10 protein-coding genes are annotated in these 12,837 nt (G+C 70.7%); 7 read left to right on the top strand and 3 right to left on the bottom strand.

Going from position 1 to position 12,837, the window contains the following annotated elements:
* The first annotated feature begins 36 nt into the window (after positions 1 to 36).
* Positions 37 to 1,239, top strand: coding sequence for a methyltransferase domain-containing protein (locus tag ABZ463_RS27160; protein ID WP_362780307.1), 1,203 nt, complete (start codon positions 37 to 39; stop codon positions 1,237 to 1,239).
* Between the two features lie 38 nt (positions 1,240 to 1,277).
* Here the strand turns inward: ABZ463_RS27160 and trpS are convergent, their stop codons facing one another.
* Positions 1,278 to 2,321 carry a tryptophan--tRNA ligase gene (gene trpS / locus ABZ463_RS27155; RefSeq protein WP_362780393.1) on the bottom strand — a complete coding sequence of 348 codons (1,044 nt, stop codon included), beginning with the start codon at positions 2,319 to 2,321 and terminating at the stop codon, positions 1,278 to 1,280.
* A 278-nt stretch (positions 2,322 to 2,599) separates the two neighbouring features.
* Positions 2,600 to 3,553: an acyl-CoA desaturase gene (locus ABZ463_RS27150; RefSeq protein WP_362780305.1), complete on the bottom strand. Its 954-nt coding sequence runs from the start codon at positions 3,551 to 3,553 to the stop codon at positions 2,600 to 2,602.
* A gap of 261 nt (positions 3,554 to 3,814) precedes the next feature.
* Here ABZ463_RS27150 and ABZ463_RS27145 point away from each other — a divergent pair, with 261 nt between their 5' ends.
* The 4 genes from ABZ463_RS27145 (at position 3,815) to ABZ463_RS27130 (ending at position 9,148) form a co-directional block, all read left to right on the top strand.
* Positions 3,815 to 5,113 carry a cytochrome P450 gene (locus ABZ463_RS27145; protein WP_362780302.1) on the top strand — a complete coding sequence of 433 codons (1,299 nt, stop codon included), beginning with the start codon at positions 3,815 to 3,817 and terminating at the stop codon, positions 5,111 to 5,113.
* On the top strand, positions 5,110 to 6,681 hold the full coding sequence (locus tag ABZ463_RS27140; protein ID WP_362780300.1) for a peroxidase family protein: 1,572 nt from the start codon (positions 5,110 to 5,112) through the stop codon (positions 6,679 to 6,681). Before ABZ463_RS27145 ends, ABZ463_RS27140 begins: the two co-directional genes overlap by 4 nt.
* Positions 6,678 to 8,822 (top strand): hypothetical protein, encoded by a 2,145-nt coding sequence (locus tag ABZ463_RS27135; protein ID WP_362780297.1) that lies wholly within the window; start codon positions 6,678 to 6,680, stop codon positions 8,820 to 8,822. The genes ABZ463_RS27140 and ABZ463_RS27135 overlap by 4 nt, the downstream gene beginning before the upstream one ends.
* 65 nt (positions 8,823 to 8,887) lie before the next feature.
* Complete coding sequence (locus ABZ463_RS27130) at positions 8,888 to 9,148, top strand: hypothetical protein (RefSeq protein WP_352014471.1); 261 nt, start codon at positions 8,888 to 8,890, stop codon at positions 9,146 to 9,148.
* A 198-nt stretch (positions 9,149 to 9,346) separates the two neighbouring features.
* On the opposite strand, the gene ABZ463_RS27125 is transcribed toward ABZ463_RS27130, so the two are convergent.
* Positions 9,347 to 10,933: an FAD-dependent oxidoreductase gene (locus tag ABZ463_RS27125; RefSeq protein ID WP_352014470.1), complete on the bottom strand. Its 1,587-nt coding sequence runs from the start codon at positions 10,931 to 10,933 to the stop codon at positions 9,347 to 9,349.
* 140 nt (positions 10,934 to 11,073) lie between these two features.
* Here ABZ463_RS27125 and ABZ463_RS27120 point away from each other — a divergent pair, with 140 nt between their 5' ends.
* Positions 11,074 to 11,916, top strand: coding sequence for a M55 family metallopeptidase (locus ABZ463_RS27120; protein ID WP_352014469.1), 843 nt, complete (start codon positions 11,074 to 11,076; stop codon positions 11,914 to 11,916).
* 347 nt (positions 11,917 to 12,263) lie between these two features.
* A complete protein-coding gene (gene cyaB, locus ABZ463_RS27115) occupies positions 12,264 to 12,809 on the top strand; it encodes a class IV adenylate cyclase (protein ID WP_352014468.1) in 546 nt (181 codons plus the stop codon).
* Positions 12,810 to 12,837 lie beyond the last annotated feature (28 nt).

Below are 12,837 nucleotides of genomic sequence, written 5' to 3'. Positions count from 1 at the left end.
ACGGCTGGACGGTGACGCTCATCGGGGCCGGAAGAAATGACGACCTCGCACCAGGACCGGCGGGCACTGCGTGACATGTTGCGGAAGTCGGGCGTGCTGACCCCCGACTGGGGGGCCGCCTTCGAGGTGGTTCCCCGGCATCTCTTCCTGCCCGAGGTGATGTGGCCCTCGACCGAGGAGGGGCACACGGCCGTCTCCAGGATCCACGACCCCGACGGGTGGTGGCACTGGGCCAACGCCGACGTGCCCATCGTCACCCAGTGGGACGACGGCACCCACCTCGGTCTTCGTCACGGCGTGCTGGCCACCAGCTCCAGTTCGATGCCGACCGCGGTGTTCTCCATGTTCGCCGAACTCCTGGTGTTCGAGGGCGCGAAGGTCCTGGAGATCGGCACCGGCACCGGCTGGTGCGCCGCCCTGCTGTCGGCCCGGCTGGGCGAGAGGAACGTGGTGTCGGTCGAGATCGACGAGGAGGTGGCCGACACCGCGCGCAGGTCACTGGCCGCCGCGGGCTGGCACCCCGAGATCGTCGTCGGGGACGGCCTGCTCGGCAGCCCGGAGCACGCGCCGTACGACCGGGTTCTCGTGACGGCGGGGGTGCGTGAGGTTCCACGCGCGTGGATCGAGCAGACCAGGCCGGGCGGGGTGCTGGTGATGCCGTGGGGCACCCACTACACCGGGCAGAACCCGCTGGTGCGGCTGGTCGTCAACGACGACGGCAGCGCGGGAGGGCGTTTCTCCAGCGCCGCGCGGTTCATGCATCTGCGGTCCCAGCGTGACCGCCGGGTCTCCCGGGCCGACTACGTCCCCGGCGACGAGTGGCCGGGGGACACCCGCCGGTCGTTCACCGACCTGCCGGTGGACGAGGTCATGGACGACTCCGGCTACGCGGTCTTCGACTTCGTGGCCGGCCTGCTGGTGCCCGGGTGCGTCCACGCCCACGGCCGCACCCGGTCCGGCAACCGGACCATGTGGCTGTACGGCCTGGACGGCCCGTCCTGGGCCGCGGTGTTCTTCGACGAGGAGTACTCACTGGAGTCGCGGGTCTTCCAGGGCGGGCCGCGCGACCTGTGGGACGAGGTCGAGGCCGCCCACCGGTGGTGGACGGAGCAGGGACGGCCGCGGCACGAGGAGTTCGGGCTGACGGTCACCGCGGACGGCCGCCAGGAGGTGTGGTTCCGGGAGCCCACAGTCCTCCTGCCCCGGTCCGAGGCCGCGCCGGCTGAGGCGGGCGGCTGACGGGACACCGATCCCGGTGTCCCGTCAGGGCGGGGCAGTCAGTAGTGGCTGTTCATGGCGGCGCGTACCTCGCCGAGGGTGGCGTCGGCCACGGCCCTGGTCCGCTCGTTGCCCTCGCGCAGCACCTTGCGGAGGTGGGCGCGGTCCCGGGCGTACTCGGCCCGGCGGGCCCTGATCGGCGCCAGATACTCGTTGACCGCCTCGGTCACGGTCCTCTTCAGCGCGGCGGCCCCCGCGGAACCGATCTCCTCGGCCACCCGCAGCGGAGAGCGGTCCAGGCACAGGGCCGCCAGCAGGACGAGGGAGGACACCTCGGGGCGGGCGACCGGGTCGTAGGTGATGTGCCGTTCGGCGTCGGTCTTGGCCCCCCTGATCAGGCGGGCGGTCGCGTCGGCGTCGGCGGACAGGGCGATGGCGTTGCCCCGGCTCTTGCTCATCTTGGTGCCGTCCGTCCCCAGCAGGAGCGGGGCGTTCGACAGCAGCGCCTCGGGCTGGGGGAACACCGCGGTGCCGTCGCCGTACCGGTCGTTGAAACGGCGGGCGACGGTCCGGGTGAGCTCCAGGTGGGGAAGCTGGTCCTGGCCGACCGGGACCAGGTTGGCCTTGCAGGAGAGGATGTCGGCGGCCTGGTGGACGGGATAGGTGAACATCAGGCCGTTGACGGACGACTGGCGCGAGTGGGCGATCTCGTCCTTGACCGTGGGGTTGCGGTTGAGCTCGGAGACGGAAACGAGGCTCAGGAAGGGCAGCATCAGCTGGTTGAGCGCGGGGACGGCGCTGTGGGTGAAGATCGTGCTGCGCGCCGGGTCGATGCCGATGGCGAGATAGTCCAGCACCAGTTCCTCGACGTACTCGGTCAGGTTGTCCGCCACGTCACGGTCGGTCAGGACCTGGTAGTCGGGGATGATCACGAACATCTCCACCCCGAGGTTCTGCAGCCGCACCCGGTTGTGCAGCGTGCCGAAGTAGTGCCCGAGGTGCAGCCGCCCGGTCGGACGGTCACCCGTCAGCACCCGGAACCGCCCGGGGTCCTTGAGGATCAACTCCTCCAGTACGGCGCTGCGGGCCTGCGCGGCGGACATGCCGAGGGTGTCGGGCGCGTCGGGCGTTCCAGGTGCTTCCGGCGTTTCTGGCGCTTCCGGCGTTGCGGTGGAAGGGGTCGTGGTCTGGATGGTGCTCATGAGGTCTCCTGGTGGGTCGGTCGAGCCGTCGGGACGACACGAGCCCTGGTCCAGGAACACGAAAGGGCCGTTCATCCGAACGGCCCGGTCATGCGCGAGAGGTGCCGCTCCTACGAGGAGCGCCACCAGCTCAGACATGAGGAAGAGTACACACCCCCATGATAACCACCGTCCGGGACCTAACCGTCTGACCGGTGGGGGAGGCGGTGGGCGGTGAGGCGGTGGGGGTTGGGCCAGTGGACGTCGTCGGCCCAGTTGGCCAGTTCGAACCAGCGGATCAGGCGGGCGCTCGGGTCGAGTTGTCCCCTGAGGACCCCGTGCCTGGCACAGGTGGGTTCGGCGTGGTGCCAGTTGTGCCAGCCCTCGCCGAGGGTCAGCATCGCCACCCAGCGGACGTTCGACGAGCGGTCCCTGGTCGCGAACGGACGGTCCCCGAAGGTGTGGGAGACGGAGTTCACCGACCACGTGACGTGGTGCACCACGGCGTAGCGGACCAGGCCGCCCCAGAACAGCGCGCTCAACGCCCCCTGCCATGACATCGACCACAGCCCTCCGACGACCGTGGGCAGCGCGAACGACAGCGCCACGACGGCCGGGTAGGCGGCGTCGAAACGCCGGACGTCGGGGTCGGCCAGCAGGTCGGGCACCCAGTGCGACCGGCTCGACCGGCGGCGCGCGGTGTAGAACCAGCCGACGTGGGCGTGGGCCATGCCGCGCAGCAACGCCAGGCCGCTCTCGCCGTACCGCCACGGGGAGTGCGGGTCGCCCTCGCGGTCGGCGTACTTGTGGTGACGGCGGTGCTCGGCGGCCCACAGCGTGACCGGCCCCTCGACGGCCAGGCCGCCGGCCAGCATCAGCGCGATCCGCAGCGGCCTGCGGCACCGGAAGGAGCGGTGGGTGAACAGCCGGTGGTAGCCGACGGCGATGCCGAAGATGTTGACGAAGTACATCACGACCGCGATGACCAGGTCGCGCGGCCCGACCCCCCACCCCCACGCGGCCGGTACGGCCAGCGCCAGGAGCACCGCGGGAAGCACCACGAGGACGACGAGGTAGGCGGCCCTGCGGCCGGTGGGGACCGTGACCGTCTCCGCCGTCCGCTGGTCGGGGCGTGAGTCGGGCGACGGGGCCACGTTTTCTCCCTGCGGTCGGATGGGGCTTATTGAACGTCCGTATTCCGGCGCCGTGGCAGTCGCCCGAAAGTGACATGATAATCACTTAGAGGCAGCAAAACACTCCATAGAGTAGCCATCGGTGAATCCCTCGCGACCCTCCTAAATTGTTGTGGCCACCCGATGTGACGACCCGTGTTCGCTCCGGCTTTCCAGGGGTCCGGAGAGACTCCGGAAAGCCCCGGGGAAATCCGGGGAGACCGGGGGAGAAGGGGCCAGGACATGGGCGCTGTCGACCAGACGACCACCGGTGACCACCTGAGGAGATACGACGAGACCCTGGCCGACGATCCGGTGTCCGCGCTCGCCCTCGTCCTGCGGTGGTTGCGCGCCGACTGGCGTGACTTCCTCGCGGAGCTGCGCGAGCACAGGCCGGTCCTCGTCACCCCGGCCTTCACGGTGGTGACGAGATACGCCGACGTCGTGGAGGTGCTCTCCAACGAGGAGGTCTTCACGGTGCGCTCCTTCGGGCCGCGCCTTGAGGCCGCGCTCGGCGCGCCCTTCATGCTCTCCAGGGACGCCACCCCGATGAACTGGCGTGACAAGGGGCTGATGCGGGTCATGCTCCCCCAGGCAGACGCGGCCCGGGTGCGCGACACGGCAGGGCGGCTGGCCGACGAGGCGCTGGACGCCGCCTGGCCCCAAGGCCGGGTCGAGGCGGTCCACGAGCTGTTCCGGCACGTCGCCCTCGGGGTCTGCGCCGAGTACTTCGGCCTGCCCGGCCCCGACCCGGCGACCCTGTCACGCTGGACGAGGGCCGTCATCGTGGACGGTTTCGCCAACTTCCAGGGCGACCCGGAGATCCAGGCGGCGGCCGTCGCGGCGGGCTCCGAGCTGACCGCCCACCTGCACGGCAGGCTCGCCGAGCGCAGGGCCGCGCTGCGGGCCGGGCTCGACCTGCCCGACGACGTCTTCACCAGGCTCGTCGGCACCGTGCTGCCCCCGGGCACCGGGTTCGACGACGAGCGGGTCGTGATCAACATGGCCGGGCTGCCCCTGGGGTTCGTCGAGAGCGGCCCCGGCGCCATGGTCGAGGCGGTCGAGCAGCTCATGCTGCGCCCCGAGGTGTACGGCCAGGCGGTCGAGGCGGCGGCGGAGCCGGACCCGGCGCGGTTCGACTCCTACGTCTGGGAGGCACTGCGGTTCAACCCGTTCTTCAAGCTGCTGGCCCGGGTGTGCGTGCGCGACCACGTCCTGGCCGCGGGCACGCCGCGCCGTACGGTGATCCCGGCGGGGACGTTCGTGCTGGCCGCGCCCGCCTCGGCGATGTTCGACGCCGACGTGGTCGAGGCGCCGGAGGAGTTCCGTACCGACCGGCCCGCCCACCACCGGCTGTTCTTCGGTCACGGCCACCATGCCTGCCTCGGCGTGACCCCCGCGAAGGTGATCATCTGCGAGGCCGTACGGCGGCTGCTGCTGCGGCCGGGGGTGCGGCGGCTGCCGGGGCCGGAGGGGGAGGTCGTCCGCGCGCACGGCATCTTCCCGGACAGGTTCGTGCTGGCCTTGGGAGACGCCGGATGAGAGCGCGTGGCATCGCCACCGACGGGGCCTCGAACCGGTTACGCTTCCTCGCCCTGACCAGGGGGCGCGCCCTGTGGGAGGCGGCCCAGGCCGTGCCTCCCGTGCAACGTCGCCTCAACGCCACGCTGATCGACCACGCGATCCGCGAGATGCCGCCCCGGCCAGAGCCGCTCAGCGCCATGGCCGACTACACCTCGTGGACCTCGCTGACCGACCGCACCTACAGCGGCAGGCACCTGCCGCCGGTCACGGCCGACGACAGCCGCAGGCCGTCCCCCGAGCGGGCCGCCGACCTGTTCGCCCGGGGCGGCGCCATGATCCCCTGCCCCCGTTCGACCGTGCTGTTCGCCTACTTCGCCCAGTGGTTCACCGACGGCTTCCTGCGCGGCGACAGCAACGTGCCGCGTGACCCGCGCAGGAACACCTCCAACCACCACATCGACCTCAACCAGCTCTACGGCCTGACCCCGGAGGCGACCGCGGTGTTACGGTCCTTCGAGGGCGGGCGGCTGAAGAGCCAGATCATCGAGGACGGGGAGTTCCCGCCGTACCTGTGCGAGGGCGGCGAGATCAAGCCGGAGTTCGCCCCGCTGAAGGTGGTCCGCCTCGCGGAGGTCGACGCCGCACGGCGTGACACCCTGTTCGCCGTCGGCAGCGACCGGGGCAACATCCAGGTCGGGTTCACGATGCTCACGGTGCTGTTCCTGCGCGAGCACAACAGGGTGGCCGCCCTGCTGGCCGAGCAGAACCCGCGCTGGGACGACGAACGGCTGTTCCAGACGACCAGGAACATCCTCATCGTGCTGCTCATCAAGCTGGTCGTCGAGGAGTACGTCAACCACATCACGCCCTACCACTTCCGCTTCACCCTCGACTCCCGGCTGTCGGCGAGACTGGCCCACGCGCCCTGGCAGCGGGAGAACTGGGCCTCGGTCGAGTTCAACCTCGTCTACCGCTGGCACGGGCTCATCCCCTCCCGGCTCTCGGTCGGTGACGCCGACCTCCCGCTGGCACGGACCCTGTTCGGCGCCGAGCTGATCCCCGGCCCCGGGATCGGCAGGCTCTTTGAGGACGCCTCCCGGCAGCGCGCGGGCCGGATCGGCCTGTTCAACACCGATCCCGGCCTGCGGGAGGTGGACGTGGCCAGCGTCGCCGAGTCACGCGCCCTCGGCCTGGCCCCCTACAACGCCTACCGAGAACACTGCCGGTTCCCCAGGGTGCGGAGGTTCGAGCAGATCACCGGCGACCGGCGGGTCGTCGAGGCGCTGCGCGAGCTGTACGGCGGTGTCGACGACGTCGACCTGTACGTCGGGTTGTTCGCCGAGGAGCACGCCTCCTCGGAGGCCATCCTGCCGCCGTTGCTGACGAAGATCATCGCCATCGACGCCTTCTCCCAGGCGCTCACCAATCCGCTGCTGGCGCCGAGGGTGTTCAACGCCGCGACCTTCTCCCCGCTCGGCCTGCGGATCATCGCGACCACCGGGACGCTGTCCGACGTGCTCAACCGCAACATCCCGGAGGAACCACGCCCCCGCTACGTCAGCATGGGCCGTGAGGTGGGGAGATGAGCGGGCGGAGCCGCGACCACGCCGCACTGCTGCGGGCCGCGGCCTGCGAACTCGTGGACATCGGCGTCACGATCCACGAGGTGTCGACGCACGCCACGACCGCGCTCACCGAGAGCGCCGCGCCGGGCGCCGTGGTCCGCGCACCCGCCGTCGCCTACCGGGCGGAACGCGCGCTGCTGCGCGCCGTCACCAACGTTCAGGGGCTTGGCTACGCCTTCACGGGCGGGCCGCTCGGAAGTCTGGCCGCCAGGCTCGGTGTGCTGGGCGGCGCGGAGAGCCTCACCGTCCGCGTCCTGGCCACCTCACTGCGGCTGCGCATCGCGGCCGCCGCCGTCGAGCATCCCGAACTGCGCGACGACCCCATGCTGACCAGGCTCGTCGAGGCCGCGGCGGCGGACCGCGACCTTGAGGCGGTGCGCGCGCTGCGGGCCCTGTTCAAGGACCGCGGCGCGGTGCGCACGCTCAGCACGCTCGCGCCGATCTTCGGTGAGGTGCTCGCCCTGCGGGCCCTGCTGGACGAGAACCCGTTCAACGACGAGGCCGCCTGGCTGATCGCGACGGGACGGGGCTTCGCGTCCGCCGACCCGATCACCGGCCTCGGCAACAGGGCCGTCGCGGTCCTCGACACCGGCGAGGGAGCCGCCCGCCGCGTCGACCTGGCCACCGTCGAGTCCGTACGGCTGAGCCAGCGGGGCTCGCTGCTCGGCTTCCTGCGCAACATCGGCCTGCTCGGCACGACGGGCCGGGTGCTCATCCAGAGCGTCGAGGACGACGAGGGGACGACGCGTCACGTCGTCCAGGCGCCCGGCATGCGGGTCGGACTGCCGGACGACAACTCGCCGCAGGACCTGCTCGGCGCCTTCAGCAGCGCCGTACTCGACAGCAGTCCCTACAGCCGGGCCCTGATCAGAGCGGTGGAGGACTACGGCGTGCCGCGCGGTGAGGAACTGGCGCTCATCGGGCACAGCGCGGGCGGCGCGGCCGTCATGAACCTCGTCCAGGACGCCGCGTTCTGCGCCCGTCACACCGTCACCCACGTCGTGTCCGTCGGCGCGCCCATCGACTTCAAACGGCCCGCCGACCCACGTGTCCGGGTCGCCAGCGTCACCAACCAGCACGACATCATCCCCACCCTCGACGGGCAGGGCGCGGGCACGTGCTTCGACCTGCACCCCGACTGGTACGTCATCGACTACTTCGACCCGACCCACCTCTTCCCGCGCTGCCACAGCATGGAGCACTACATCGCGAACCTGGCCGACGACCTGCCCGAGGCGCGGGAGCGGATCGACGCCGAACTGGCCCCCTACCGGGGGCGGGTCGTGCGGTCGCAGGCCTACCAGCTGTTCGACCGGGCTCCCCGCCCGGAGGGGTTCCCGTTCCTGACCGTGCCCACCTACCTGGCCGAGACGCGGGACGGGTCGGTCGAACTGCCGGTCAGATGCCAGGACGGCGGCTCCCTGACCGCCTACTTCGCCGCGGACCCGGCCGCCACGGCCGCCCTGCTCGTGAGCACCGGGCTCGGGCCCGCCGTACGGGTCGGGGGGCGTGCCCTGGTCGCGGTGCACGCCTCGTGGAACCGGCGGACCAGCCTGGGTGAGTACCATGAGGCCCATCTGGGGGTCGTGGTGCCCGACCCGTGGCGTTCGCGGTCGATCCGGGTCTGGCCCGACCTGCCGCGTGGCGCCGACCGGCGGCGTTCGGGCAGCTTCCTGGCCGGTTCCGTGGTGGACACCGCCGTCGTCCGCGCGGTCGCGCCCCGGCTGTGGGGCGGCGAGCCGTACGTCATGCCGGTCGAGTTCGACCTGACCGGCGGGGCGGTGCGGGTCACGGTGGGGGAGCTCACCGACCGGGTCCTCACCCTGACCGGCTCCCTCGGCCCGTGGGTGCCCGCGAGCGACCGCGACCTGGTCGCCTACGCGCGCCACGAGGGGGCGACGTTGCGCTCGTGCGTGCGGACCCGGGGCCTCGGCCGGGTGCACCTCGCCCCCCGGGTACGGCTGGTCGTCGGGCGCTCGGCCAACCCGCTGACGGGGCGGCTGCGTGAGCTGGGGCTCGACGGCGCCCGTCCGTTGCTGTGCCTGTCCACGATCACCAGGCGGACGCTCCAGGAGGCGTGCGTCCCGGTGCGGACGGTCTGACCGCCCTGAAACCGGAGAGCCGGAGGCGGCCCGATCGCCCCGGGACCGGAGAACCGGAGGAACGAATGCCTTCTTCCCCCGACAAACCGGATGCGCCGCAGCGGATCGCCGCGCGGGTCGAACTGCTGCGCTCCGACGTCCGAAGACTCGCCGACTGCGCCGAGCGCCTGCGCAGGATCGAGGCGGAGCTTGAGGAGGGCGGTGCGGCACCACCGTGGCTGCGCGAGTCGGTACGGGCCCACCTCGACGCGTGCGCGGTGGCCGCGGCCGACCTGACGGAGGCGGAGGCCAGACTGAGTCGCTACGCCGAACGACTCGGCGGCTGACCGCCCGAGGCGGCGGTGGGGGCCCGGTAGGCGGTGAAGGCCGGGCGCGGGGCGAGGTGTTTGGTACGGCGTGGCGGTGGGGGTTCGGCCTGGCGGGAAACGTCTGGCGCGGTGGGAGGTGTCTGGTACGGCGGTGAAGGCCGGGCGTGGCGTTTGGTACGGCGCCCGGCGCCGGGGGAGAGACGCCGGGCGCCGGGGTCAGGACGCCTCGTGGATGGCCTGGGCCGCCTTGAGCCCGGACTCCAGGGCTCCTTCGATCCAGGCGTGCCACAGCGAGCAGTGCTCACCGGCGAAGTGCACGCGACCCTCGGGGGCGATGATCGCGTCGTGCAGACTCGTCTGCTGGTGCGGCTCGAACAGGGCGAAGGCCCCCGCCGCGTAGGGGTCGTCGTACCAGGCGTGCGTCACGCCGAACTCGATGTGGTCGTGGATCTCGGGGTGGATCTTGGCGACGTCCTCAAGCGCCTGCTCGACCCGCTTCTGCGGCGACATCGCGCCCCACCTCAGGGCGTCCTGCCCCCAGGTGTAGCTGGCCAGCAGGACCGAACGCTCCTCGTCGCGGGCGTTGTGCGAGGGGTAGCAGATGCGGCGGATCGGCAGGTCGGTGACCGTGGTGCCGCCGACGATGCCGTCCGTCCGCTCCCAGAACGGCCGCCGCACCTGGAAGAGGATCTTGGTGGAGGCGTTGTAGTTCAGTTCGCGGATGGCGCGCTGCTTGCGGCGCGAGAAGGCGGGCCTGACCTCCACGTCACGCAGCACCGAGAACGGGATCGTGCAGATGGCGTAGTCGCCGGTGAGCGTCGTCCTGCCGGAGGCCGTCCTGACGTGCAGGGTGACCGAGTGGTCGTCCTGCTCGATGGCGGTGACCTCGTGGCCGAACCGGATGTGGTTCCTCAGCTCCCGGTAGAAGGCCGTCGGCAGCAGGTCCGTGCCGCCCTCGATCTCCTGCATGTCCTCGAACGCCCGGCCGATGATCTCGCGGAACTGCTCGATGATCGCCGCGTTCAGGTTGGACTCCCTGAAGCTCATGACGCCGTACAGCTCGATGGCGCCCTCGGAGAAACCGCGCTCGCGCAGGAACCCGCGGATGGAGTAGCGGTCGTACTCGGCGCAGATGCGGTCGAGCGCGGCCTCGCCCTCCTGGGCGTACAGGTCGTGGATCTCCTGGGTGGCGGTGCGCCACAGGTCCTCGTAGGTGCGGCCACGCTCGTGCTCGGCGAGCTCGAAGTCGATGATGCCGGGGTTCTCGTTCAGCTCCCTGACGGTGGTCCTGACGCCCTGGATGTAGGCGAGGGTGTTCGGATTTCCCATCACGAAGGGCCGTAGGGTGAGCCCGAACCGCTCGCAGTAGGCCAGGGTGAGGTCGTGCACGCGCGGGATGCGCATCGCTCCGGCCTCGGCGTACAGACCGGGGGCGAAGTCCCGCAGGGTGAGGACCCGTCCGCCGACCCGCTGCTGGGCCTCCAGGACGACGGGCTCGTGCCCCTGGCGCATCAGCTCGTAGGCGGCGACGAGGCCGGCCATCCCGCCGCCGATGACCAGCACCCGCTTGCGCGGCGTGCCGCCTGAGGTCAGGCCGTGCTCGGCGGTCGCGACCAGGGCGGCGGGGACTCGCAGCTCGTGACTCGGTCTCGGGGCTCCCGCCTCGATCAGCTCTTCGGGCGTCGCCGTACCCAGGACCGGCGGTTTGTTGGTGTTCAGAGCTTCACACCCCCTATGTTCACGTAAAGCGACAGTAATATCGCTGCCAGTAATCTCACCTGCTGGGGAGAACGTCAAGACCACCCGGAACATCCATCACGCGAAGGAGCAACGGAGTCATCTCCAAATGAGAGCCGTACGGCTTGGCGGGCGGAACGTATCCCTCGGAGGCGTTCGCGGTGAGGCTGGACGGTGTCGTCCGTGGAGCGTGAGGAGTCCTGAACATGAGGGTCTATGTGTCCATCGACATGGAGGGCGTCGCCGGGATCGCGACCATGGACCAGGTGGTCAGGGGCGGACACGGCTACCCCGCCGCGCAGCGCCTGATGACCGCCGAGGCCAACGCCGCCATCGCGGGCGCCTTCGACGCCGGTGCGGAGAGCGTCCTGGTCAACGACAGCCACGGCACCATGGACAACCTCATCCACGAGGATCTCGACCCCAGGGCCAGGCTCATCTTCGGCTCCCCCAAACTCGACTGCATGGCCGAGGGGATCAGCGAGGAACACGACGTGGCGCTCTTCCTCGGCTACCACGCGGCGGCCGGTGAACCGGGCGTGCTCGCGCACACCTACTCCTCGTACTTCACCGAGGTCCGCCTCAACGGTCTCGTCGTCTCCGAGGCCGAGGTCAACGCGCTGCGGGCCGCCGCGGTCGGTGTGCCGGTCGGGCTCGTCACCGGTGACGACGTCATCTGCGCCACCATCAGGGACCGGCTGCCCGGCGCGCGGACCGTCGAGGTGAAGGCCGCGCACGGCTACTTCGCCGCGGACAGCCTCTCGCCGACCGTGGCGCGCGAGCGCATCAGGGCGGCCGCGGCCGAGACGGTCGAGAAGGCCGGGGAACTGCCGACCATCCAGGTGCCCGACGAACTACACCTGGAGATCGACATGCCGAGCGCGGCGGCGGCGGAACAGGGCGCGATGATCCCCGGGATGACCCGCACCGGCGACCGTACGGTCGCCGGCGGCCTGTCCAGCCCCCGGGAGGTGCTGGGGGTCGTCAACGTCTGCTACCAACTCGCCGCGGCCACGGCGAGGGCGCGCTCGATCTTGTTCGATAGGTGACTTTTGCGCTGCCTGGCGGCGTCGCGGGCTTGGGCACCTGCCTTTTTGCGCCGCCTGGCGGCGTCGCGGGCTTGGGCGCTTTCGGGTCGGCGCTTTCCCTCGTCACTCCGTCGCTGCGCTCCTGCGTTCCTCAGTCCAAGCACCGACGCGCCCAAGCCGGACACTCCTCACACACGGCACCGGTACCCCAAACCCAAGCCCCTCCCTCATCGACGAGTCCAGCCAGGTTCTCTTGTGATGTGAGTTTGGCGTTCCGCCGTTTCAGAGTGGGCTGTGCTGATTCCATGTCGAGCCACGCACGCTCTCGGTAGGCTCCCCGCGTCCCAGCGGAGACCAGGGAGGCCGATGTGGCGCAGGAGATTGAGGTCAAGTACCGCGTGCGTGACCTCGTGGCCTTGGAGGAGGCGTTGGCCCGGCGCGGAGTGATTCTCTCTCCTCCGGTACGGCAGGACGACCAGGCGTATGCCGAGAACGGCTGGACCTACGAGCAGAGCAAGATCGGCGTGACGTTCGCCCGGTTGCGCACCCAGCACGGACGACACCTGTTCACGATCAAACGACCACTGGACAACGCGATGGCCTGCCTTGAGCACGAGACCGAGGTGGCCGATCGGGAGCAGATGCACCACGCCATCGTCGCGATGGGTTTCCACCCCACCGTCCGCATCGTGAAGACCCGTAGGAGCGCAACGCTCAACGGGGTGGCGATCTGCGTGGACGAGGTCGAGCACGCCGGAGTGTTCGTCGAGTTCGAACGTACGGCGAACGACCAGGAACCCGGCACCGCCGTACAGGATGAGCTGGACGCCTTCGCTCGTTCCCTCGGCATCGAGTTGGAACGTACGAGGGACACCTACGACTCGTTGGTACGTGCCGCCCTGGCCCTGACTTAGAACAGCTGGTGAGAAGGCCCCGGTTCTC

Origin of the sequence: Streptosporangium sp. NPDC020145, assembly GCF_040631275.1 — a bacterium.
Classification (GTDB): domain Bacteria; phylum Actinomycetota; class Actinomycetes; order Streptosporangiales; family Streptosporangiaceae; genus Streptosporangium.
Note: the sequence above shows the minus strand (reverse complement) of the source record. Positions and strands in the feature narration are given on the sequence as shown.

Excerpts from the sequence above, each read along its gene's own strand:
- ABZ463_RS27135 (WP_362780297.1), top strand. The coding sequence starts at position 6,678 with ATGAGCGGGCGGAGCCGCGACCACGCCGCACTGCTGCGGGCCGCGGCC.
- trpS (WP_362780393.1), bottom strand. The coding sequence starts at position 2,321 with ATGTCCGCCGCGCAGGCCCGCAGCGCCGTACTGGAGGAGTTGATCCTC.
- ABZ463_RS27130 (WP_352014471.1), top strand. The coding sequence starts at position 8,888 with ATGCCTTCTTCCCCCGACAAACCGGATGCGCCGCAGCGGATCGCCGCG.
- ABZ463_RS27160 (WP_362780307.1), top strand. The coding sequence starts at position 37 with ATGACGACCTCGCACCAGGACCGGCGGGCACTGCGTGACATGTTGCGG.
- ABZ463_RS27140 (WP_362780300.1), top strand. The coding sequence starts at position 5,110 with ATGAGAGCGCGTGGCATCGCCACCGACGGGGCCTCGAACCGGTTACGC.
- ABZ463_RS27145 (WP_362780302.1), top strand. The coding sequence starts at position 3,815 with ATGGGCGCTGTCGACCAGACGACCACCGGTGACCACCTGAGGAGATAC.
- ABZ463_RS27120 (WP_352014469.1), top strand. The coding sequence starts at position 11,074 with ATGAGGGTCTATGTGTCCATCGACATGGAGGGCGTCGCCGGGATCGCG.